The organism is Leifsonia sp. Leaf264 (genome assembly GCF_001422325.1).
Taxonomy (GTDB): domain Bacteria; phylum Actinomycetota; class Actinomycetes; order Actinomycetales; family Microbacteriaceae; genus Orlajensenia.
Genome location: NZ_LMMR01000004.1, coordinates 471,355 through 494,251, shown reverse-complemented (window position 1 = coordinate 494,251; position 22,897 = coordinate 471,355). Strand labels below are relative to the sequence as shown.

The following is a 22,897-nucleotide window of genomic DNA, read 5'->3' as shown; positions in this document are numbered from 1 at the left end:
ACGCATGGACCCCTCGGCGACGTCGCCCATCTCCCCCATGCTCGCGAAGGCGCTCGACGCCGTGCCCGACGCCGACAGCGTGGCGGGCGGCCTGCTGTACGAGCCGAAGTGGGATGGCTTCAGGGCCGTGATCTACTTCGACGGCGAGACCGTGGAGATCGGCAGCCGCGGGTCGAAGATGCTCACGCGCTACTTCCCCGAGTTGGTCGAGGCGTTCACGGCCCAGCTGACGAGGCCGACGGTGCTCGACGGCGAGATCGTGGTTCGCGCGGACTCGGCTGGAGCATCCGGCGGCGAGAGGCTCGATTGGGACGCGCTGTCGCAGCGCATCCACCCCGCAGCGAGCAGGGTCGCGAAACTCTCGGCCGAGACGCCGGCGATGTTCATCGCCTTCGACCTGCTCGCCCTCGATGGCGAGACGCTGCTCGATCGCCCGTTCTCGGAGCGTCGCGCAGCGCTCGAGACGCTGGCGCAGGGCTTCGATGCTCCTCTGGCGATCACCCGGACGACGACGGATGCAGCCCTCGCCCGCGAGTGGCTCGTCGAGTTCGAGGGTGCCGGCCTCGACGGCGTCGTGGCCAAGCCGCTCGCCGCCTCCTACGCGCCCGGCAAGCGGGTGATGCTGAAGATCAAGCATCACCGCACTGCGGACGTGGTGGTGCTCGGGTACAGGGTGCACAAGAGCGGCAGCGGAGTCGGCTCCCTGCTGCTCGGGCTCTACGATGCCGATGGCACCCTGCGCAGCGTCGGTGGATCGTCGGCCTTCTCGGATGCACGACGGCTGGAGCTGGTGGAGGAACTGGAACCGCTGGTCGTGCGCGACGAGGACGGAGCCGCCGTGACCGGGGAGACCGAGCGCAGTCGCTTCTCGGGAAGCAAGGACGTGTCGTTCGTCAAGCTGGAGCCGACACGGGTGATGGAGGTGCGCTACGACCAGATGGAGGGCTGGAGGTTCAGGCACACCGTGCAGTTCGCGCGCTGGCGGCCTGACCGTGACGCGCGCTCCTGCACGTTCGAGCAGCTCGAGATCCCGGCCGCCTACGACCTGAGCAAGGTGCTGGAGTAGCCGCTGCGCTCGCGGCTTCCTCGACCAGCGGGACGTGGAGGACGCTCGCCGCCTACTCGGCCGGCGCCTCGGGCTTCTTCGCCCGGCTCGGCTGGACTCGCGACGGCTCCCCCGGCATCTTCGGGAAGTCGGGCGGGAACGGAAGCTCCCCGAGTCCGTCGCCGAGGTCGCGGTCCCACCACTCCAGGAGCGTGTCGATACGGCCCGGCTCGTCGTGCAGCCGCGCCCACGGGTCGCCGACCGTGCGCAGCCGATCCGGAACCGTCAGCACGGTGAAATCGCGCGGGTCGGCATCCGCCAGCTCATCCCAGGTGATGGGGCAGGAGACCGGGGCGTGCGCGAGGGCCCGCGGACTGTACGCGCCGGCCATGGTGCGATCGCGGTTGGCCTGGTTGAAGTCGACGAAGATGCGTTCGCCCCGCTCCTCCTTCCACCACGCCGTCGTGACCGCATCGGGCATCCGTCGCTCCAGTTCCCGGGCCGCGGCGATGACGGCGTGCCTCACCTCGAGGAACTCATGCGTCGGCTCGATCGGGGCGAAGACGTGCAGGCCGCGGTTGCCCGAGGTCTTGATGAAGGCCGTGAGCCCAGCATCCGTCAGCACGGAGCGCAGCTCGACGGCAGCAGCCTTGGCATCCGTGAAGTCGGTTCCGGGCTGCGGGTCGAGGTCGATGCGCAGTTCATCGGGGTTGTCGGAGTCGCCTGCCCGTGACGCCCACGGGTGGAAGACGATGGTGTTCATCTGCACGGCCCAGACGGCGACGGCGGGTTCGTCGATGACGAGCTGCGGATGCGATCGGCCGCTCGGATAGACGACGGGAACCGAGCGCACGTAGTCGGGAGCGCCCTTCGGCGGATTCTTCGAGAAGAACTGGTCGCCGTCGACGCCGTCGCCGAAGCGCTGCAACGACACCGGACGGTCTCCGTTGGCGCCGACGAAGGCGTCGCCGACAGCGACGATGTACTCCGCGAGGTCGAGCTTCGTGATGCCGGGCTCGGGGAAGACCACCCTGCTCGGACTGGAGATGCGCACCTCCCTGTCGCCCTGGGGGCCGGGTACGGTCAGCATCGTCGCTTCGCTCGCCATGGCACCAACCTACTCGGGCACGTTCCGACGACGCCGGGGTTTCGGGGCCCGCGCATCGGAGGCAGCGGCCGGCTTCGCCTTCGGGCCGGCCGTGCGCAGGGCGGTCTCCTCGGCGTCGATCGCGGCGAGCACCGAGAGCACGGCGGCCTCCTGGTAGCGCCCCTCGTGACGGGCCTTGAGCACGGCTTCCCGCTGCGCCTCGATCATCACCTTGCGCAGCCGCGTGTACGCGACGGGTCGCGGCTCCCCTCCCGTCGTCGGCGGATTCTGCAGCGCCTCGGCGAGGAAGGCGGCGTTGGCGCGCAGCCGGTCGATCACCTCGAGCTCGTCGTCGTCGGTGCGCTCCTGCTCGAGGCGGACGACGCCCGCGTCCTCGGCCTCGGCCATCAGCAGCATCCGTTCGGAGTGCTCCTGGGTGTAGTCGGGGGTCGGCAGCTTCAGCACCTTGAGCAGGCGCGGCAGGGCCAGCCCCTCCAGGAGCGTGCCGACCACCACGACGAACGCGAGGAACTGCAGGAACTCGCGCTGCGGAGTCTCCGGCGGCAGCAGGAACACGGCGATGAGCGTGACGACGCCCCGGATGCCGGCCGCAGAGACGGCGGTCGCATTGCGCCAGCTCCACTGCCTGACCCGCAGGAAGCGCGGCCCGTGCCTGTACAGCCAGGTGAGCGCGAACACCCATACGAACCGCGACACGATCAGGGTGAGGAGGATGCCGAGGCAGATGAGGACAGTCGGCCAGAGTCCGGGACCGGCCGTCGATGCGCCCTCCACGATGCCGGCGAGGTTGAGTCCGATGAACAGGAAGACGGCGTTCTCGAGCAGGAACTGGATGGTCTTCCAGTTGAGCCTCTCGGCGATGCGGGCCTCGGCGGACTGCACCGTCGGCGAGCGGTAACCGAGCAGGATGCCCGCGACGACCACGGCGAGGACGCCGGAGCCGCCGATGGCCTGCGCGATGATGAAGGCGAGGTACGGCGTGATGAGCGACAGGCTGGTGTCGAGCACCGGAGCGCGCAGGCGCTTGCGCACCTCGGACAGTCCCCACCCGATGGCGAGACCCACGGCGACTCCGCCGACCACGGCGAGAGTGAAGTTGCCGGCGATGCTCCACGGATCGGGCGCCGTGACGCTCACGATGGCCATGATCGCCGCGTTGAGGGCGACGAGGGCCGTGGCGTCGTTCAGCAGGCTCTCGCCCTCGAGGATGGTCACGAGGCGTCGAGGGAGCTTGAGCCTGCCGGCGACGGCCGACACCGCCACGGCATCGGTGGGGGCCACCACGGCACCGAAGGCGAACGCCGCGGCCAGCGTGATGGCCGGCACCAGCATCCAGGTGGTGAAGCCCACCACGACGACGGTGAAGGCCACCAGTCCGACGGACAGCGCCAGGATGCTGTCGTTGCGGGCACGGATGTCGATGAACGACGTGCGGATCGCCGCGGCGAACAGCAGCGGCGGGATGACGCCGTAGAGCACCAGTTCTGGCTCGATCTCCACGCGCGGCACAGCGGGGATGAACGAGGCCACGGCTCCGACGGCGACGAGGGCGACCGGGGCCGACCAGCCGATACGTCCCGTGAATCCGGTCACGCACACGGTGACGAGCACGAAGGCGACGACCCAGACCACCGTCGTCACGGGGTCCATCTAGGCGTGCCGATCCGTCAGGAGGAGGCCCGTGCACACGCCGGAAGGGGTCATTCGTCAACGATAGCGACAGCAGGCCGTGGCGCGGTTGGTGCTGTCATCGACGACAGGCCACAATGGAGAGCACACCGCGCGAAATGGAGAGACTGATGTCGGCTGAAATGATCCTCTGGGCCGTTCTCGGCCTGATCGGCCTCGTCGGCGGTGTCGGGCTCGTCGCAGCCCTGATCGCCCTGGTGAAGTCGGGCTACCAGGGCTGACCTCCCGGGCGCAGCCGTCGCAGGCATCAGAGCCTGTGGCTCTCCGGCCCCGTGGAGATCAGGCGCGGAACATCCCCAGCACCGTGAGTTCGGTGTCTGGCACGTGCACGATCTCGATCGGGTCGCCGGGTCCCACCGAGCCGCGCTTCACGACCCGCAGGTAGGCGCCCAACCGGCCCTCGGCGCCGAAGCGCTTGACCCAGCCGCGTTCGTCATCCCCGCCCACCCAGCGGGCGAAGGTGCCGCACGGCGTCCGTGGCATGGTGACCTCGAGCACCACGGATGCCTCATCGGTACCGATCCGCCACTGCTCGCCGATCCGCGCGCCGTTCACGTCGATGCCCGACACCCGCAGGTTCTCTCCGAACCATCCGGCCGGAAGCTCTCGCCCGAGTTCACGCTCCCAGAACTCGGCGTCCTCCTGCGCGTAGGCGTAGACCGCCTTGTCGAATCCGCCGTGGTGCTTGCGATCCACCTGTACATCGGAGCGCAGGCCGTACGGGCCGATCTTCACGCGCGACCGAACGGGCGCCTTGTCGATGGCTGTCACGCCATTGCCACGGTCGGGGCGGAGTTCGCGGACGACGCAGGCGGCGAGGAGTTCTGGCATCCGGCAATTCTAGGATGGCGGTTCGCCACCGAGGAGGAGGCGTGCGGCCCGGACGTCGAGACGACCCGGGCCGGCGTGCCTACTTCTTGTGGGTGGCGCCGCTGACGGCGTCGCTCCCGCTGCGGCCTTCGACCTTGGCCTTCTTGTCCGCGCGCTTCTCCTTCAGGGTCTTGCTCGCGGCGGTCTTGCTGGACGATTTCTTCGGTGACTTGTCTGACACTGTGACGCCCTTTGATCGGGAGCCCGGACGGCCCCGTCCGGCAACCTTACGCGTCGGCCGAACCCACGCTGCACGCATGGGGCGCATTCGCGGAAACGGATGGCCGACGCCGCGCCAGCCGGCGCACGATCGGCTGCCCGAGCAGCACTCCCACGAGCACCAGCCCGATGCCGGCGAACTGCCGCATTCCGAGCACCTCGTGGGCGATGACGGTGCCGACCAGGACGCCGGTGACGGGATTGAGTAGGCCGATGAGCCCCACGGTCCCGGCGTCGAGGTGTCGCAGGCCCGTGAACCACGCCGCATACGAGGCCGCGGTGGCGACGATGCCGATGTACGCGAACGCCAGCAGTTCGGAACCGTCGAGTGCTGGCGGCGGTCCCTCGACGGCGAGGGCGAGCACGAGCAGCACTCCCCCGCCGGCGATGAGCTGCCACGAGGTGAGCGCGAGCACGTCGACGTCTCCGCTCCAGCGCTTGGCGAGGATGAACCCGAGCGACGACATCGTCATGGCGGCGACGGATGCCGCGACGCCCAGCAGGTTGACGGACGCGCCGGTACTGAACAGCATCAGGCCGACCCCGGCGACGCCGACCACGCCGCCGATCAGGGGCAGCATCCGGAGTCGCTCCGCGATGAACAGTCGAGCCAGCAGCATCATCACCAGAGGCGAGAGCGCCATGACGGTCGCCGCGATGCTCGTCGGGAGCAGCTGGGCAGCGACGTAGACCAGGGCGAAGAACGCGCCCATGTTCAGGGTGCCCAGCACGACGGATCTCCACCACCAGGCACCGCGCGGGCGAGTACGACGCAGCGCCAACAGCAGCAGCCCGGCCGGAAGCGCGCGGATCACGGCACCCCACAACGGGATATCCGGCGGGAGGAAGGCGCGCGTGACGAAGTACGTGGTGCCCCAGGCTATGGGCGCGATGGCCGTGACGAGACTCCAGCGCCATGTAGTTTCCATGGAAACTACAATAACTTCCCGGGAAGATATACTCGAGTCATGCCAGCACATCAGGATCACGTCGCCCGCGTCATGGCCGACTGGGCGCGCGAGCGTCCCGATCTCGACCTGGGCCCGCAGGCCGTGATCGCCAGGCTGCACAGGCTGGCGAATCGCCTCACGGTCGAGCTCACGGCGGTCTACCGGGAGTTCGACCTGAGCGAAGGCGAGTTCGACGTGCTGGCGACCCTGCGCCGATCCGGCACTCCATTCGAGCTCGCGCCGTCGGCCCTCGCCGGATCGACGATGGTCACCTCCGGGGCGATGACCAAGCGCATCGATCGGCTCGAGACGCGCGGACTGGTGACCCGCCGGGGCAGCGAGTCCGACGGCCGCGGCCGCGTGATCGGGCTGACGGAACGCGGGCGTGAGCTCATCGATGCCGCCTTCACGGCACACATCGCGAACGAGCATCGGCTGCTCTCAGCCCTGGACGAATCCGACGCGGCGCAGGCTGAACACATTCTCACCAAGTGGATCGCCGCCCTGGACTGACGGAGGATGGAGTCATGACAACGAACTCCAGCACGCAGATCCAGCTCGCCGCCCGCCCGGTCGGCTGGCCGACCCACGACGACTTCCGCAGCGTCACGATCGAGCTGCCCGAGCTGGCTCCGGGCCAGGTGCGCGTCGCGAACGAGTTCATCTCCGTCGACCCGTACATGCGCGGCCGCATGAACGACGTGCGCAGCTACACCCCGCCCTACGTTCTCGGAGAGACCATGACCGGCGGCGCCATCGGTCGCGTCGTGGAGTCGACCTCCGACGCCCACGCTGTCGGCGACGTCGTGCTGCACCAGGAGGGCTGGCGCGATGTCAGCCAGGGAGCGGCATCCGGCTACAGGGTCGTTCCCGAGCTTCCGGGCGTTCCCCTCTCCGCCTACCTCGGCATCCTCGGCCTGACGGGGTTCACCGCCTACCTGGGCCTGCTCGAGATCGCGAAGATGCGGGAAGGCGAGATCGTCTTCATCTCGGGGGCCGCCGGTGCCGTCGGAACCGCCGCCGGCCAGATCGCCCGGCTGAAGGGTGCTTCGCGCGTGATCGGGTCGGCCGGAACCGCGGAGAAGGTGGCGCTGCTCACCGAGAAGTACGGCTACGACGCCGCCTTCAACTACAAGGATGCGCCCGTGCGGAAGCAGCTGAAGGCCGCTGCACCCGACGGCATCGACGTGTACTTCGACAACGTGGGCGGCGACCACCTCGAGGCAGCACTCAGCTCGTTCAACGACGGCGGACGTGCAGCGCTTTGCGGCGCCATCCAGGACTACAACGCGACCGAGCGCGTCGCCGGCCCGTCGAACATGTCGAACATCGTCACCCGCGGCCTCACGCTGCAGGGCTTCACCGTCGGCAACCACTTCCAGCACTACCGCGCGTTCACCGAGGAGATGACGGCCTGGTTCCGCGACGGGAAGATCGTGTTCGACGAGACCGTCGTAGACGGGATCGACAACGCCGTCGACGCCTTCTTCGGACTCATGCGCGGCGAGAACACCGGGAAGATGGTCGTGCGGGTGGGCTCGGCCGGCTGACGCCTGTCCGGCCGGCGGATGCCGCTCGCGGATGCCGCTCGCTGTGGCAGTCGCCGCGCTCGCGTCACTCGCCGACGGGCGGCATCCGCGAGTCGATGGCCGCATTCAGGTCGTCGACCTGCACGTTCATCTGCTCGAGCTTCGCAGCGTCGTCGTCGAACTCCGCGCGGCGAGCCGTGATGGAGTCGTAGAGGGCGTCGAGCACGGCCTGTCGGTCGAGCAGAGCTGCCCGCTCGGAGTCGAACTCCTCCTGCGAGCCGGCATCCGGAGCATCCCAGCGAGCGTTGAAGGCGTCGATGTCGGCGCTCAGCGCCGCGGACTCGTCGCTGTAGCGCTGCGAGTCAGCCTCGATCCCAGCGCGCAGGGTGTCGAGTTCGGCCACGAGTGCCTCGGCCTGGGTCTGCAGGGTCGAGAAGACGGCCTCGCTCGTGACGTGCAGGGCCACGAGCGCCGCCCTGTCGTCGAAGTACCGCGCGTAGTGCTCCTCGAGCGCCGCCGACAGGCCGGTGAACTCGGTGCCGAGGATGGAGTGCAGCTCGGTGAGACGGCCGGCGGCATCGATGCCGTCGTAGAGCGCCATCTGGTCGACGAACGCCGGGTCGTCGGCGAGCCGGACGGCCTCGGCCTCGAGCAGCGCAGCGATCTCACGCTGCTCGCCCGACCCCATGCGCGCCCACACGGCGTGCAACATCTCGTGGGCGGCCGTCACGACCTGCATGCCGTCGAGTCGCGCATCCGTGATCTCGAAGAGGTGGATGGCCCGGCCCAGGGGCACGTAGCATCCGAGGGTCACTCCCTGCTCGGCAACCTGGTTGCAGGAGGCGTTGAACTCGGCGCGGCCTTCGATCGAGGGCAGGCTGGCGTAGAAGGTGAACCGGGCTTCGTCGGTCATGCCGGCGCGCTGCGCGAACTGCGCGGCTGCGGCCTGCGGCTGGTGGGTCCACACCAGGATCTGATCGGTGACCCGCACGGGATTGACGAAGACCCAGCCCGCTGCGACGGCCACGAGGGCGACCAACGCCCAGACCAGCACGCGGCGGCGACGTGGCCGGCGCCGTTGCGGCACATCGCCGGATGAGGTGAAGGGCGAACCGTCGTACGGTGCGCCGCCGTACGGCGAATCAGGGCCGGACGAGAACAGGGTCACCGTGCGCCTCCTGATCCCCGGCCGTGCAGGGGCGGCCCGACCGGCAGTCTAGACGCGAGCGGTCGACACGGCGCCGGCGCGACATGCGGGATTTGATCGAACCGCTCACCTGCACGACACTGTGAATGCGTACGCATCCGTTCGACGGCTGGGCGTGCGCGACGGGCAGAGCGCCCGACTGTCGTCAGACTCGAGGAAGCAGGCACTGGTGCCGACCATCACGACCACCGACGACGTGCGGTTGCACTACGACGAGTCGGGTTCACCCGACGGCAGGCCGATCGTGCTCATCGCCGGGTTCAAGGCGGCGGCCACGAGCTGGATCTACCAGCGCAAGGCGCTCGGCCGTGCGGGCTTCCGCGTGATCGCCTTCGACCGCCGAGGCCATGGCGAGTCGGAGACTCCGGATGCCGGACACACGATGCAACGCCACGGCGCCGACGTGCACGATCTGCTCGAGAGCCTCGACCTTCACGACGCCGTGCTCGTCGGCGGCTCGATGGGCGGGAACGCCATCTGGTCGCGCACGGCGCAGTTCGGCACCGACAGGGTCAGCGGCATCGTCATCGTCGACCAGACGCCGAAGATGCTGAACACCGAGGACTGGCCGTACGGCTTCTACGACTACGACGAGTCGACGATCGAGTCGATGTTCGCGACAGGGGTGCCCGACACCGGACGCGCCAGTGCCAGGTCGAAGGGCGTGCTCCGCATCGGCCGTCTGGTGCGGGCCATGGACGTGCGACGCACGGGCCTCAAAGTCTCCTTCAGCCCCGGCGAACTCGCGCTCCTCGATGACCACGCCAGGCAGGACTGGCGTGCAGCCGTGGCGACTGTCGACGTGCCCACGCTGTTCGTGGCCGGGCGTGAGAGCGAGTTCTGGCCCAGCGAGCATGCGCCGGCCGCTGCGGCGCTCAATCCGCTGGCGGCATCCGTGGTCATCGAGAAGGACGGCCACGCGGCGAACATCGAGCAGCCCGTCAAGTTCAACGAGGCCCTGCTGGGGTTCCTGGCGGAGCTGCGCTGATCGAGAGCGGCTCGACGGAGTCGCACACGCACGTCCGCTGATCGAGTAGTGCCCGACGGGTCCTCACCGCCCTCGCCGCCTACTCACCCAGCGGAAGCGGCTGGAAACGCCTTCCCCGGGTTCAACGTGTTCAGCGGATCGAGCGCCTGCTTCACCGAACGATGCAACTCGATCACGCGCTCGCCCAGTTCATCCGCCAGTCCGGGGAGCTTCAGCAACCCGACGCCGTGCTCGCCCGTGACGGTGCCGCCGAGGGCCAGGCACTCGGCGATGATGCCGTCGAAGGCGACCTTCGCCCGCGCCTTGGCGGCGTCGTCACCCTCGGGCGCGATGATCAGCGGATGCAGGTTGCCGTCGCCGGCGTGGGCGATGTTGGCGATCACGACGTCGTTCGCCTCCGCGATGGACTGGATGCGCGAGAGCATCTCGGGCACGGCCCCTCGCGGCACGCAGACGTCCTCGGTCAGCACGGGCCCCAGCCGCTCGAGCGCCGGGTAGGCGAGTCGGCGGGCGAGGAAGAGCCGATCGACCTCGGCCTGCTCGCTGGCCCGCTCCACGTCCACTCCCCCGGCGGCGACCATGGCCTCGGCGACGCGGTCCGCGAGAGCGTCGCCCGAGGCACCGGCATCGTCGATCTTCGCGAGCAGCAGGGTGTCGACGTCGCGAGGCAGGCCCCAGTGCTGCCAGTCGTCGACGGCACGCAGGCAGGTGCGGTCGATGAGCTCGAGCGCCGCCGGGATGATCCCGGCGTGAGCTATCGCGGCGACGGCGACTCCAGCCGCACGAAGCGACGGGAAGTACCCGACGATCGCGCGCTCGTCGCGACCGGCGAGCGGCAGCAGCTTGAGCGTGAGTTCGGTGATGATGCCGAGCGTGCCCTCCGAGCCCACCATCAACGCGGTCAGGTCGTAGCCGGCGACCCCTTTCGCCGTGCGCCGCCCGAGCTGCACGACGGATCCATCGGCCAGCACCACTGTCATGCCGAGCACGTAGTCGCGGGTCACGCCGTACTTGACGCAGCAGATGCCGCCGGCGTTGGTGGCGGCATTGCCGCCGATGGTCGAGATGGCCGAGCTGGCCGGGTCGGGCGGATACCAGAGGCCCTTCTCGGCGACGGATGCGCGCAGCCTGTCGTTGATGACGCCGGCCTGCGCGACGACGTAGCGCTCGTCGGCGTTGATCTCGAGCACCGCCGTCATCCTCTCGAGGGAGAGCACGATGGAGTCGGCGACGGCGTTCGCGCCACCAGAGAGGCCGGTGCCCGAGCCGCGGGCCACCACGGCGACACCATTCGCCGCGCACCAGCTCACCATGGCGGAGACGTCGTCCGTGCTCTCGGCGAGAACGACGGCGAGCGGCCGCTCGTACGCGGCCCATTCCGCGTCGTCGTGACTGTAGGCGGCGAGAGCGGCGGCATCCGTGAGCACCTGATCCGTCCGCACGATGGCGGACACTGCGGTGATGCCGTCGGCTTCGACGATGGTGCTGCTCACGATCACTCTCCCCGGGCGGTGTCGGTGTGTCGTCAGTGCGCCGCCCTCATCGATTCTGGGGCATCCGCGCCGGCTTCGGTGTCATCTCGAGTCGTGGCCTGTGCGCGTGGGCTGGGCGTGGTGGGTGTGGGTGTGGCCCGGTGTCGGTCGGATGCGCGCTGCGCTGACCCTCCGCTCGCCGGTTGTGGTCGCTTGCCACGAGCCGCTCGCCACCTGTAGTCGCGGCCGAAACCAGCTCGCCGGTTGTGGTCGCTTGGCACTACCCCGCTCGCCACTCATGGCCGCTCTACGCGCGGCCGGCCGGCCGCAGGTGGCGAGCCGGCGTCACCCGGGCTCCGCTCGCCAGGTGTGGCCGCATCCGGCAGCCCGACTCGCCAGTCGTGGCCGCATCCGTCAGCCCGACTCGCCAGTCGTGGCCACCCGGCACGACGCCGCTCGCCACCTCTAGCCGCGTCCGACACCAGCTCGCCACTCACGGCCGCTTGCCACGATGTCGCTCGCCACTCATGGCCGCTCAACGCGCGGTCGGCCGGCCACAGGTGGCGAGCCGGCGTCACCCCGACCTCCGCTCGCCAGTTGTGGCCGCATCCGTCATCCCGACTCGCCGGTTGTGGCCGCAACCGACAGCCCGACTCGCCAGTCGCGGCCGCCAGACAACTCAAGACGGTGCGCTGCTGCACGGTCGTAGTGTGGAGAGATGGAATTCAGATACCTCGGTAACAGCGGACTCAAGATCTCGGAGATCACCTACGGCAACTGGCTCACGCACGGATCCCAGGTCGAGAACGACACCGCGACGAGATGCGTGCAGGCCGCACTCGACGCTGGCATCACCACCTTCGACACCGCCGACGCCTATGCGAACACCGCAGCCGAGACGGTTCTCGGCGACGCCCTCGCCGGCGAACGGCGGGCGTCGCTCGAGATCTTCACCAAGGTCTACTGGCCCACCGGGCCCAAGGGTCCGAACGACTCCGGCCTCTCTCGCAAGCACATCCTCGAGTCGATCGACGGATCCCTCAGCCGCCTGAAGACCGACTACGTCGACCTGTACCAGGCGCACCGCTACGACCACGAGACACCGCTCGAGGAGACAATGCAGGCCTTCGCCGACGTCGTGCGCTCGGGCAAGGCGCTCTACATCGGAGTCTCGGAGTGGGATGCCGATCAGCTGCACGCCGGCCAGAAGCTGGCATCGGAGCTCGGCTTCAGGATCATCTCCAACCAGCCGCAGTACTCCATGCTGTGGCGGGTCATCGAGAACAAGGTGGTTCCGGCTTCCGAGGATCTCGGCATCTCGCAGATCGTCTGGTCGCCCGTGGCGCAGGGAGTCCTGACCGGCAAGTACAAGCCGGGCGCCGAGCTGCCTGCGGGATCGCGAGCGACGGATGAGAAGGGCGGCGCCAACACCATCAAGAGCTTCCTGAACGACGAGGTGCTCACCGGCGTGCAGAAGCTGCAGCCCATCGCCGACGGTCTCGGGCTGTCCATGGCGCAGCTGGCCGTGGCCTGGGTGCTGCAGAACCGGAACGTGGCGTCGGCCATCATCGGCGCCTCGCGGCCCGAGCAGGTCCAAGACAACGTGAAGGCCGCCGGCGTGAAGCTCGACGCCGACGTGCTGTCGGCGATCGACGATGCCATCGGCTTCCTCGCCGAACGCGACCCGGCGAAGACGGTGTCTCCGCAGTCGCGGCCGAGCTGAGCGGAGCTGAGGCCACTCCGCTGGTCGAGTAGGCCGCCAGCGGAGCCCCTTCCGCCGGTCGAGTAGGCCGCGAGCGGAACGCCTCCTGCCGGTCGAGTAGGCCGCCAGCGGAGCCCCTTCCGCCGGTCGAGTAGGCCGCGAGCGGAGCGAGCAGCCGTATCGAGACCACCCCGAGATCGAGCGCACGGCTCGGCGGATCTCGATACGTGTCCGACTCCGTCGGGCACTACTCGATCAGCGGAGGAGCGAGTGCAGGCGGCGATTGGCGAGGCGGGTTAGTCGGCCGCTGTCGCGTAGTACTCCGCCAGTCGCTCCAGGCCCTCGTCGATCGTGACCGTCGGGGTCCACCGGAGCTCGGCGCGGGTGGCGCGCTGGTCGAACCAGTGCGCCGTCGACAGCTGCTCGGCGAGGAAGCGCGTCATCGGCGGCTCGTCGACACCGGGCCGGACGCGCCAGGCAGCCTCCACCACTCCTCCGGCGGTACGCGCGACCGATGCCGGCACGCTCCAGCGCGGCGCCGGTGCACCGGCTGCGGCGCAGATCCCGGCGAGCATCTCAGCCACCGGACGCGGCTCGCCGTTGGTCACGACGTACGACCGCCCGTGCACCTCGTCGAGCTGCGCCAGCGCGGCAGTCATCGCCGATGCGGCGTTGTCGACGTAGGTCGTGTCGATGAGGGCCGCCCCGTGTCCGAGCAGCGGCAGCCGCCCGCTGCGGGCGCGGTCGACGATGCGTCCGACGAGCTGGGTGTCGCCGGGGCCCCACACGAGGTGGGGACGAACGGCGACGACCTTGAACTCCTCGGAGTCCGCGGCGAGGGCGAGCAGTTCGGCCTGCGCTTTGGTGCGGGCGTAGTCGCCGCGAGCCGACGCGGGGTCGGCCGGCAACGCTCCGTCGCCGACGATCGACGACCCGGAATGCGCCACCGAGGGCGACGACACGAAGACGAGGCGCCCGACCCCGGCGGAACGCATCGCGTCCACGAGCGTGCGGGTTCCGCCCACGTTCACGGCCTCGAACTCGGTCGGATCGCCAGCGAGCGACACCTTGGCGGCGAGGTGCACCACGGCGTCGATGCCGTCGAGCGCCGACGCCAGCGCGGCGGCATCCGTCACCGAACCGATGGCGTCGGAGATGCCGGGCTCGCCGGCCAGCCCTGACGGGCGGCGCTGGAAGGTGCGCACCTCGTGGCCTGCCGCGACGAGGTCGCGCACCACGGCACCGCCGAGGAAGCCGCTGGCTCCGGTGACGAGCACCTTCACGGCGACACCATCCGTCCGCCGCGCAGGATGCCGTCGGCCCAACGGGCGAGAGCAGTCCGATCGATCTTGGAGTTGTGACGGATGTCCGTGGGCAGTGTGTCCGCCACGAGCACAGCCGCCACCTCATGGCCCCCGGCCGCCGCGGCCTCGCGTACAGCAGCGGCCAACTCCGGCTCGGCCAGGCGCGAGCGACGCTGGCGCTGCTCGAGTTCGAGGACCACCACGAGCTGCGCAGCCCCGCGCGGCCCGACTCCCACGACGGCGGCCCGGCGCACCCCGTCGACGCGCTCGACGGCCTGCTCGATGCCGACGGGGGTGACGACACCCTCGGCCGTCACGATGACGTGCTGCAGGCGCCCCTCCACCCAGAGCCGTCCCTCGGCGTCGAGGTGGCCGACGTCTCCGGTGTGGTGCCAGCGCTCCCCCGGCGTCGAGTGCGCATCGGCGACCCTGTTGGTGATCCAGAGACGGTCGTAGTGCGACTTGAGGTGGGGAGCCGAGACGACGATCTCGCCGGTCACTCCGGTGGCGTCGGTCAGCTCGGCGCCGACCACACCCGCGGCATCGAGCGGCGCGATGCGGATGCGCGTCGTGGCCGTGGGGCGGCCGACGGGAACGCCGCCGGCGGCTGCATCCGGCGCCCCGGGCGTGGCCTGCGATGCCATCGAGGAACGGATGCCGTCCAACGAGATGTCGGCCATGAGCAGGCCCTCGGTCATGCCGTAGGGAGTATGCGCCGACGCGGCGGGCATGAGTTCGGAGGCAGCGGTCAGCAGAGCCTCGGACACCGGCGCGCCGGCGGAGAGGAAGGTGCGCACGCGGGCGAGGGCCGCGCGCTGGGCCGATGAGAGCTCCCCGGCGGTGGCGACGACGTTGGCGATGGCCGCCGGCGAGAGGAACACCACTGTCGCGTCGACCTCGGCTGCGGCATCCGCCACGGCCCGGGCTGTGAGGGTTCGAGGGGAGGTGACGTCCATGTCGGGCGTCACCGACCTGGCGCCGAGAGCCGGACCCAGCAGCGCGAAGGGAGCGAACCCGGCGACGAGGCCGGTGCCGACACCCACGTCGTACTGCGCGGAGAGGGCGTCGCGCAAGGCCATGAGCTGGCCGTGCGTGTAGACCACGCCCTTGGCGGGGCCTGTCGATCCCGAGGTGAACAGCACGGCGGCGACGTCGGATGCCGCAGGCGGATGCGGCAGCTCGAGGTCATGCGCGGCTTCACCGGCGCGGATCACGCCGGCCAACGACGCCGTGACGTTCAGGGCGCGCGCCGAGACGGCTGGCAGCGTGGCGACGGAGATGCGCTGACCCGGCCAACCGAAGGCGCGGGCGACGGTGAGTCCGGGCACCTCGCCGATGATGTGGTCGGGCCTGGCGCCGCGCACGGCCCGGCTGAGCCCGCGCAGGCCGAGCCCGGCGTCGGCCACGACGACCACGGCTCCGATGCGCAGGCACGCGTACACGACGGCCGTGAGGTCGGCGCTCGGCGGAACGAGCAGCGAGACGCGATCGCCCGACTTCACGCCCAGGGCCACGAGCCCGCGGGCGATCTGGTGCACGCGGGTCGACAGCAGCGCCCAGCTCACGGTGCGGGGCGTGCGGCCGGGACCGGCGACCATGTCGACCACGGCGGGCTCGGAGCTGTGCGCGAGGGACTCGAGGTGGTGCCACATGGGCAGCGCGGGTTCCGTCGCCGCGGCGGGCACCTGCGGCTCGGCCTCGGCCTCGGCTGCCTGACGGGTCGCTCCAGGGGTCCCGCCGAGATTGTCGGCGAGCCAGTCGAGGGCCGGTCCGGCGTAGTCGACGTCCTCGGCGATGAGATGTCCGGCGGTCTCGAAACGGTGCACGTCGGCGTGCGGCATCCGTCGCTGCAGGTCATCGAGATAGCGATCGCTGAACACGGGATCGCGCGGCCCCCACATCATGAGCGCCGGAACTGTCAGGCGGGCGACTCCAGCCGAGATGCGGGCGAGCTCGGCTGCGCTCTCGTGGCTCGCGTCGACGGGGATGTCCGCGACGAAGGCGCCGATGCCCTCCCGGCGGGCCGCGTCGAGGTAGGGCGAGCGGTAGGCGCGTCGAACCTCGGAGGGGAGCTGCGGATGCGCGATGGCCAGAGTCGTGTCGAGGAAGGCCGTCGTGGTCACAGTGCCCGTGCGCAGCACCGTCAGAGCCAGGCGCAGGGCGGCCGGGATGGGCGTGTCCTCGGGCTGGTGCACGGCGGTGTTGAGCAGCATCACCCCGACGAGCTGGTCGGGGTGGTCAACGGCCCAGCCGAGGGAGATGACTCCGCCCCAGTCGTGACCGAAGGTGACGACGGGGCCAGTGACGCCGAGTTCCCGGGTGAGATCGGAGAGGTCCTGCACGCGTCGCGCCAACGGGCGGGCGACGCCGGAGCGCTCCGAGTGGCCCATCTCGAGCTGATCGACGGCGATGACGCGCCAGGCCGGCCGCCCGGCGGCTGCGGCATCCGTCGCCGCGGCAACGGTCTCGCGCCACAGGTACGACCACGTGGGGTTGCCGTGCACGCACAGGATGGTGCCGACAGGCGTCACGCCGAGAGCGTCCAGGGCGGCCGCGTTGTCGAGGATGTGCCAGCGGTTGGTGCGGCCGGCGGATGCTGCGCCGACGGATGCCGCGGCGGCATCGCCCGGCACGGATCCGACAGCCCGTTCGGGCACGTCGACCAGGCGCGACCAGGCCGGGTCGAGGCCGGGTAGCCCGGCGGGCGGCAGCGAGGCCGCGATCGGCGTGGAACGACGTGGCTCCGGCCGGCCTGACGTCACCAGGCCAGTTCCATCATCGAGGTGTTGAGGCCCGAGCCGACGCCCATCAGCAGAACGCGATCGCCGCGCTTCAGACTCGATGCCTGCGAGGCGAGGGTGATCGGGATCGACGCGGGGCCGATGTTGCCGAGCAACGGGTAGGTCAGCGGAACACGCGTGCGGTCGAGGCCGACGGCCTTCACGATCGCATCGGTGTGCACGTCGGAGACCTGGTGCATGATGTAGCGGTCCATGGTCTTCCAGTCCCAGTGGTTCAGGGCTTCTTTCCACGCCGAGGTCACGAGCTCCATGCCGCCGCGCAGCAGCGCCTTCGCGTCGGTGAACATGCCGTCGACGCTGCCGACGCAGAGTTCGTTGAACTGCGTCGCGGCACGGGTGATCCCGCCGAGGATGCGGTGCGCCTCAGGGTGCTGGTCCGCCCGTCCGAGCACGGCGGCTGCGGCCCCCGAGCCGAGCGTGAGGCTGGCGAACTCGCTCATGAACTGCTTGCGGTTGATTCCCTCACGGCCGAGGCGCTCGATGGTGTTCACCTGGATCTGGTCGGCATCCTCCCCGTCGACGATGATCGCGTAGTCGATCTGTCCCGAGTCGATCAGGCCTGAGGCGAGCGACATCCCGTTCACGAAGCCGAGGCAGGCGTTGGTGATGTCGAAGTTGATGGCCGAGGTGGGCAGGCCCAGCCCGTGGTGGATGCGCACGGCGACGGACGGCTCGAGATGCGGGCGCGTCACCGAGGTGTTGATGAGCAGGCCGACCTGGTCGGGGCGGATGCCGGCCTCGGCGAGCGCGCGCTTGCCGGCCGAGATGGCGGCATCGTCGAAGCTGGCGCCCTCCTCCCAGTTGCGGCGCTCGCGCACACCGGCGACGCGCTGCAAGAGGCCTGTGGGGAGCTTCAACCGCTTGAGCACGGGAGACAGCCTCGAGTCGATCTCCTCCGAGGTCGTCACCCGTTCCGCCATGGTGCTGGCAACCGAGAGCAGCGCTACGTTCCGGTGCGTCGTCGTCGCATTTCCGTCCAAGGACATCCATCCCTCTTCACGTCTACGGGCTCGTCACTCCCGACGAAGACGTCGGGAAAGCCGTCAGCCCAGCCTAGTTCCGTTCATATGCCCATTTCGTTACGGGGGCATTGCGCACAGGATCGGATGCCCGTCGAACACCGCTCTGCTAGACCTGATCCGTGCTCATCCTCGACAGAACCGCCTACGAGCTCGAGTACGACGACGACTTCGACGCACCCGATCTCGATGCCGCCTCCTGGCTCCCCCACTACCTGCCGCAGTGGAGCAGCCGGGAGAGTTCCCGAGCGCGTTATTCGGACGGGGTGCATTTCCACATCGATGGGAGGCATGTGAAGTCGGTCGAATCCTCGCCCGCCTATCCCATGCAGCTCATGCTCGACGTCTACAGGTTCCCCGATGACGGGTCCACCACATCGGAGGACGGCGCCAGCGTCGATCCGCCGGACTTCTCCCCCGTCTTCGTCGTGGACAGGGTGAGCGGCTACAGGATGCTGTGACGGATCGGTGACGGATGCCGTCATCGGCCCCGCTTCCGTCGACCCCGTCCCGCTACGCTGGCGATAGTCGCCGCACGGACGGGAGGGGGCAGGGTGTTCGACACGGTGCTGTTCTGGGCGCTCGTGGTCCTCGTCGGGCTCGTGTACGCCGCCGGAGTCGGCTACGCCGCCCGTGCCCTCATGAGCGCGCCGGTCGGCTGGCCGCGCACCTACGTCGTCGGCATCCTCGTCTACGCGGCGAGCTGGCCGTTCGCTGCGTCGACGGCGACCCAGGCCGGGGTGCTGAGCGCCGAGGGCGATCTCACGGTCTCGGGCCTCGTCGGCGTGCTGTTCTACGCCCTCGCCTTCGGCTGGGTGTTCGCCTTCGGCATCGCGATCCTCGTCGTCACCGAGGCCCTGTGGCCGACCAGAGCGCTGCCGAACCCCATCGTCTCGGTGCGCGAGGTGCTGCATCGTCGACGTCGCACGCAGCGCTACCTCGAGATCCTCACCATCCTCTCCAGGCACGGCATCGGCTGGTTGTTCCAAGGTCACCGACGAAGCGACCCCGGTGCGGTCCCGGCACCGTCCCGCACCTCGACCCCGGCCGCCCTCGTCCAGGCCATCAACGAGGCCGGGGTGACCTTCGTCAAGCTCGGTCAGGTGCTCTCCACCCGACGCGATCTCCTGCCAGCGCCCTACATCGACGCCCTCTCCTCCCTCCAGACCTCGGCGACGACGCTGCCGTGGACGGCCATCTGCGCCGTGATCGAGGAGGAGATCGGCGGCGAGGTCAGCTCGGTGTTCGCCATGGTCGACGAGACCCCTCTCGCCGCGGCATCCGTCGCCCAGGTGCACGCTGGAGTCCTCCTCGACGGCACGCGTGTCGTGCTCAAGGTGCAGCGCCCTGGCGCCGCCCAGCAGGTGGCGGCCGACGTCGACATCATCGTGCGGCTGGCCCAACGCATCGAGGACAGGACGAGCTGGGGGCGCGAGTTCGGCGCCCTGAGCCTGGCGACGGGCTTCGCCCGATCGCTCAGCGACGAACTCGACTATCGCATCGAGTTCCAGAACACCCGCCAGGTCGGCAGCGCCGTGGCGGCGGCCCGCACGGATCTGCTCATGGTTCCGCGGGTGTACGAGATCGGCAGTTCGAAGCGCTTGCTCACGATGGACCGCATCGAGGGGATCCCCCTGGGGTCAGCGGCCGCGCGACTGGACGCCATGGGTCAAGCTCAGCGCGACACCCTGGCCGCCGGACTGCTCGACGCCGTGCTGGAGCAGATCGTCGTACAGGGCGTCTTCCATGCCGACCTGCATCCGGGCAACCTCATGGTGCGCGATGACGGCAGACTGGGCATGATCGACTTCGGAGCCGTCGGCGTCCTCGAGCGAAGCATGCGCTCCGGCCTGGCGACCCTCCTCCTCGCGGCGGCAGCCGACGACGACATCGCCGCGACGGATGCGCTGCTCCTGCTGGTCGAGGTGCCGGACGACGTCGACCTCACCCGACTGCAGAGCGACATCGGCCGCGTCCTCACCCTCATGAAGCACAGCAGTGACGGCGGCGGCTCGATCTTCTCCCAGTTCCTCGACATCGTGCGCGAGCACCACCTCGCCGTGCCCGCCCAGCTCGGCATGGCGTTCCGCTCGATCATCACCCTGCAGACCTGCCTGCGGCTGCTCGATCCCGAGTTCGACATGGTCGAGCGGGCCCTGGACCGCGTGCCGCACTTCCTCCGACGCCTTCTCGCACCCCAGTCGCTCCTGGGCTCGGCCCAGGCCCAGGCCGGCGTCATCGCCGCGACGGCTCGCCGCATCCCCCGCCGTCTCGAGACCCTCACCTCGAGCGTCGAGAAGGGGGTACGTGCACTGTCGGCCCCACAGGACCGCACGTGGGTGGGCGAACTCGTCACCGAGGCTGTCGGCGCACTCATCGCCATAGCCCTCGTCGCCCTCGGCGTCGTGCTCGTGGTCGTCGACGCCGGCCCGCTCATCGCCTCGAACCTGACCGTCTACGGCTTCATCGGGGCGAGTGTGGCGCTCGCCGGTTTCGTGCTCATCCTCCGGTCCGTGCGCAGGCTCTTCGTGCGGAAACCTCGCTAGGTCGGAGGCCACCGATGTCTGGACGCGAGGTCTCCGGCGAAGTCCGACGCCGGCTGCCACGGCACCCGGCCAGCTCCTTGGCCGAACACTGGACGAGAGTCGATGGAATCGACCTGTTCTACCGGGAGTCCACCAGCGTGCCCGATGCCCCCACGATGATGCACCTGCACGGCTTCGGGCTGTCGGGGCGCTACCTGCTCCCGACGGCGGAGTTGCTCCGCGACGAGTTCCGCACCCTCGTTCCCGACCTCCCCGGCTTCGGCCGGAGTGGCAAGCCTCGACAGCCCCTCGACGTACCGCAGCTGGCGCACGCCGCGGTGAGGTTCCTCGACCGCATGGGCGTTGAGCGAGCCACGCTCGTCGGCAACTCGATGGGATGCCCGATCATCTGCGAGTTCGCCTACCACTTCCCGGATCGCATCGACCGCGCCGTCCTCGTGTCCCCGGCCGGCGGAGTGCACAACCAGCCGTTGCGCCGGGCGATCCGACAGCTCGCCCAGGACGGATCGCGGGAGACCGGCGGGATGATCAAGGTGGCCACTCCCGACTACCTGCGATTCGGCATCCCGAGCACGGTCCGCATGTTCCGGGCACTGACCCAGTACCCCTCGCTGGAGCGCCTCCTGGCTCTCACGATCCCCACCCTCGTCGTGATCGGCAGTCGCGACCCGTTGATGCCCGAGCCGTCACGGGTGCAGGAGATCGCGCAGAAGACCGACAACCACGTCCTGGTCGTGGCGATCGAGGGCGCCGCCCATGCGATCAACTTCACCAACCCCGGCGAGCTCGCCAACGTGATCAGGCAGTTCATGGAGGACAAGCCCATCGTCGACGACCCGGACTCCCCCGGCGAAGCGCGGGCCTACGAGATCCACCGGGGCACGCTGCACCCTCCGGCGAGCGCCTAGCTCACTCCAAGGCCGAGGTGAGCCTGGCGACGCCGTCGAGCGCCGTCGATGACAGCGGCTCGCGCAGCCACTCCTCCAGGGTCAACTCGCTGCTGATGCTCCGGTAGCCGTCCTCGACCTCGCGCATCCTGTCGACGAACTCGGTTCCCCGGACGAGCAGCGAGATCTCGAAATTCAGACTGAACGACCTGATGTCCAGGTTGCTCGAGCCGATCACGGCGAGGTCGTCATCGATCGAGAGATGCTTCGCATGCAGGATGTACGGCGCCGGATACCGGAAGATCCGCACGCCAACGTCGAGCAGGTCGCGGTAGTACGAGCGCTGGGCGTGGAAGACGGGGCCCTGGTCGCCGATCTCCGACACGAAGAGCTGCACGTCGAGCCCGCGCTGGCATGCCGAGGTGATGGCGTACATCATCGCCTCATCGGGAACGAAGTACGGGCTCGTGATGATCGCTCGCTTCTCCGCCGCGTACAACAGGCTGAGGAAGAGGCGGAGGTTGTTCTCGGTCTCGTAACCGGGCCCGCTCGGAACCACCTGGCACTCGAGGGCGCCGGGAGATGTATCGAGCACGACCCGGAAGGCCGGCACGTGGGCGTTCTCGTCGTCGACCGGGAGCAGCACTCCCGTCTCGCTCAACCAGTCGGAGAGGAAGACCGCGTTGATGGCCGTGACGACCGGCCCCTCGACCCGGGTGACCAGTTCCTGCCACTGCAATCCGCGCTTGATGTTCTTCGGCGAGTTGTAGCTGCGGTCGATCAGGTTCTGCGAGCCCATGAATCCGACGCGGCCGTCGACCACGACGAGCTTGCGGTGATTGCGCAGGTCCGGCCGCTGGTACTTGCCCTGGAAGGGCATGACCGGCAGCATCCAGCTCCACTCGACCCCGATGCGATCGAGCTCGGCGAAGGTCTCGGCGCTCTTCGCCACCTTCTTCGAGGAGATGTGGTCGGCGAGCAGGCGAACCGTGACGCCGCGTTTCACGGCGTTCTCCATGGCGGTGAAGAAGCCGCGGGTCGTCTCGTCGAGGGAGACGATGAAGAACTCGACGTGCACGAATCGCTCGGCGGTGTCGATCTCCCGCGCCATCGCATCGACCGATCCGGTGTAGTCCCCGATCAGGGTCGCCGTGTTGCCGCCCACCACGGGGATGCCGCCGAGTACCTCGTTCTGCGTGGTGAGGTTGGCGAACCACTGCGGCCAGGCAGCCCGGTTCGGAGCCAGATCGAGCCCGACCGCACGTTCGGCGATGAGGCCGGTGATGCGGGTCTGCTCCTCGCGACGGCGTTTCGGCAGCTTGGCCGATCCGATCACCAGGTACAGGATGACGCCGATGTACGGCAGGAAGATGATGGCGAGGAGCCACGCCATGGCAGCAGTGGGTTTCCGGCGTCTCGGGATGATGATCAGCGCGGTGATGCAGACGGCTGCGTGCACGAGGAGCGCGATGATCCACACGAGGTTGGTGCCCAGGACGGGGTCCATCAGCTTCCCTCCGGTGATGGCGCTCGGGGGTGGTGCGCCGTTTCGGCGACACTA

The 22,897-nt window shown here is 69.4% G+C and carries 19 protein-coding genes; 8 read left to right on the top strand and 11 right to left on the bottom strand.

Annotation, left to right across the window (positions count from 1 at the left end):
- Positions 1-4: 4 nt before the first annotated feature.
- Positions 5-1,066, top strand: coding sequence for an ATP-dependent DNA ligase (locus ASF30_RS07665; RefSeq protein WP_055904138.1), 1,062 nt, complete (start codon positions 5-7; stop codon positions 1,064-1,066).
- Positions 1,067-1,118: 52 nt separating this feature from the next.
- On the opposite strand, the gene ligD is transcribed toward ASF30_RS07665, so the two are convergent.
- The 5 genes from ligD to ASF30_RS07645 all read right to left on the bottom strand — a co-directional run bounded on the left by ligD (position 1,119) and on the right by ASF30_RS07645 (position 5,860).
- Positions 1,119-2,153 (bottom strand): non-homologous end-joining DNA ligase, encoded by a 1,035-nt coding sequence (ligD, locus tag ASF30_RS07660; protein WP_055904135.1) that lies wholly within the window; start codon positions 2,151-2,153, stop codon positions 1,119-1,121.
- A gap of 9 nt (positions 2,154-2,162) precedes the next feature.
- Positions 2,163-3,803 carry a Na+/H+ antiporter gene (locus tag ASF30_RS07655; protein WP_082467580.1) on the bottom strand — a complete coding sequence of 547 codons (1,641 nt, stop codon included), beginning with the start codon at positions 3,801-3,803 and terminating at the stop codon, positions 2,163-2,165.
- A 318-nt stretch (positions 3,804-4,121) separates the two neighbouring features.
- A complete protein-coding gene (locus ASF30_RS07650) occupies positions 4,122-4,673 on the bottom strand; it encodes an MOSC domain-containing protein (RefSeq protein ID WP_055904132.1) in 552 nt (183 codons plus the stop codon).
- Positions 4,674-4,752: 79 nt separating this feature from the next.
- Complete coding sequence (locus ASF30_RS23140) at positions 4,753-4,893, bottom strand: hypothetical protein (RefSeq protein WP_167756826.1); 141 nt, start codon at positions 4,891-4,893, stop codon at positions 4,753-4,755.
- Positions 4,894-4,939: 46 nt separating this feature from the next.
- The gene (locus tag ASF30_RS07645; protein WP_055904130.1) at positions 4,940-5,860 is read right to left on the bottom strand and encodes a DMT family transporter; all 921 of its coding nucleotides are present in this window, start codon (positions 5,858-5,860) and stop codon (positions 4,940-4,942) included.
- A 39-nt stretch (positions 5,861-5,899) separates the two neighbouring features.
- Here ASF30_RS07645 and ASF30_RS07640 point away from each other — a divergent pair, with 39 nt between their 5' ends.
- Both ASF30_RS07640 and ASF30_RS07635 read left to right on the top strand, forming a co-directional pair.
- The gene (locus ASF30_RS07640; RefSeq protein ID WP_055904129.1) at positions 5,900-6,394 is read left to right on the top strand and encodes a MarR family winged helix-turn-helix transcriptional regulator; all 495 of its coding nucleotides are present in this window, start codon (positions 5,900-5,902) and stop codon (positions 6,392-6,394) included.
- Between the two features lie 14 nt (positions 6,395-6,408).
- Positions 6,409-7,431 (top strand): NADP-dependent oxidoreductase, encoded by a 1,023-nt coding sequence (locus ASF30_RS07635; RefSeq protein ID WP_055904126.1) that lies wholly within the window; start codon positions 6,409-6,411, stop codon positions 7,429-7,431.
- A 64-nt stretch (positions 7,432-7,495) separates the two neighbouring features.
- Here the strand turns inward: ASF30_RS07635 and ASF30_RS07630 are convergent, their stop codons facing one another.
- Positions 7,496-8,578: a hypothetical protein gene (locus ASF30_RS07630; protein WP_055904123.1), complete on the bottom strand. Its 1,083-nt coding sequence runs from the start codon at positions 8,576-8,578 to the stop codon at positions 7,496-7,498.
- Between the two features lie 208 nt (positions 8,579-8,786).
- Here ASF30_RS07630 and ASF30_RS07625 point away from each other — a divergent pair, with 208 nt between their 5' ends.
- Complete coding sequence (locus ASF30_RS07625) at positions 8,787-9,605, top strand: alpha/beta fold hydrolase (protein ID WP_055904821.1); 819 nt, start codon at positions 8,787-8,789, stop codon at positions 9,603-9,605.
- A gap of 83 nt (positions 9,606-9,688) precedes the next feature.
- On the opposite strand, the gene ASF30_RS07620 is transcribed toward ASF30_RS07625, so the two are convergent.
- Positions 9,689-11,098, bottom strand: a complete 1,410-nt coding sequence (locus ASF30_RS07620; RefSeq protein ID WP_082467635.1) for an FAD-binding oxidoreductase — start codon at positions 11,096-11,098, stop codon at positions 9,689-9,691.
- Positions 11,099-11,795: 697 nt separating this feature from the next.
- Here ASF30_RS07620 and ASF30_RS07615 point away from each other — a divergent pair.
- Entirely contained in the window at positions 11,796-12,800 is a 1,005-nt protein-coding gene (locus tag ASF30_RS07615) for an aldo/keto reductase family protein (RefSeq protein WP_055904120.1), read from the top strand.
- A 275-nt stretch (positions 12,801-13,075) separates the two neighbouring features.
- On the opposite strand, the gene ASF30_RS07610 is transcribed toward ASF30_RS07615, so the two are convergent.
- Genes ASF30_RS07610 through ASF30_RS07600 form a run of 3 tightly spaced genes read right to left on the bottom strand, consistent with a single transcriptional unit; the run spans position 13,076 to position 17,870 of the window.
- Positions 13,076-14,062 carry an NAD-dependent epimerase/dehydratase family protein gene (locus tag ASF30_RS07610; protein WP_055904117.1) on the bottom strand — a complete coding sequence of 329 codons (987 nt, stop codon included), beginning with the start codon at positions 14,060-14,062 and terminating at the stop codon, positions 13,076-13,078.
- Entirely contained in the window at positions 14,059-16,845 is a 2,787-nt protein-coding gene (locus ASF30_RS07605; protein WP_055904114.1) for an alpha/beta fold hydrolase, read from the bottom strand. The genes ASF30_RS07610 and ASF30_RS07605 overlap by 4 nt, the downstream gene beginning before the upstream one ends.
- Positions 16,842-17,870 carry a 3-oxoacyl-ACP synthase III gene (locus ASF30_RS07600; RefSeq protein WP_055904111.1) on the bottom strand — a complete coding sequence of 343 codons (1,029 nt, stop codon included), beginning with the start codon at positions 17,868-17,870 and terminating at the stop codon, positions 16,842-16,844. Before ASF30_RS07600 ends, ASF30_RS07605 begins: the two co-directional genes overlap by 4 nt.
- 155 nt (positions 17,871-18,025) lie before the next feature.
- Here ASF30_RS07600 and ASF30_RS23135 point away from each other — a divergent pair, with 155 nt between their 5' ends.
- The 3 genes from ASF30_RS23135 to ASF30_RS07585 all read left to right on the top strand — a co-directional run bounded on the left by ASF30_RS23135 (position 18,026) and on the right by ASF30_RS07585 (position 21,357).
- The gene (locus ASF30_RS23135) at positions 18,026-18,364 is read left to right on the top strand and encodes a hypothetical protein (RefSeq protein ID WP_055904108.1); all 339 of its coding nucleotides are present in this window, start codon (positions 18,026-18,028) and stop codon (positions 18,362-18,364) included.
- 93 nt (positions 18,365-18,457) lie between these two features.
- Positions 18,458-20,449 (top strand): ABC1 kinase family protein, encoded by a 1,992-nt coding sequence (locus ASF30_RS07590; RefSeq protein WP_055904105.1) that lies wholly within the window; start codon positions 18,458-18,460, stop codon positions 20,447-20,449.
- Between the two features lie 14 nt (positions 20,450-20,463).
- Positions 20,464-21,357 (top strand): alpha/beta fold hydrolase, encoded by an 894-nt coding sequence (locus ASF30_RS07585; protein WP_055904102.1) that lies wholly within the window; start codon positions 20,464-20,466, stop codon positions 21,355-21,357.
- Between the two features lies 1 nt (position 21,358).
- On the opposite strand, the gene cls is transcribed toward ASF30_RS07585, so the two are convergent.
- The gene (gene cls / locus ASF30_RS07580) at positions 21,359-22,843 is read right to left on the bottom strand and encodes a cardiolipin synthase (protein WP_055904099.1); all 1,485 of its coding nucleotides are present in this window, start codon (positions 22,841-22,843) and stop codon (positions 21,359-21,361) included.
- Positions 22,844-22,897: the final 54 nt, after the last annotated feature.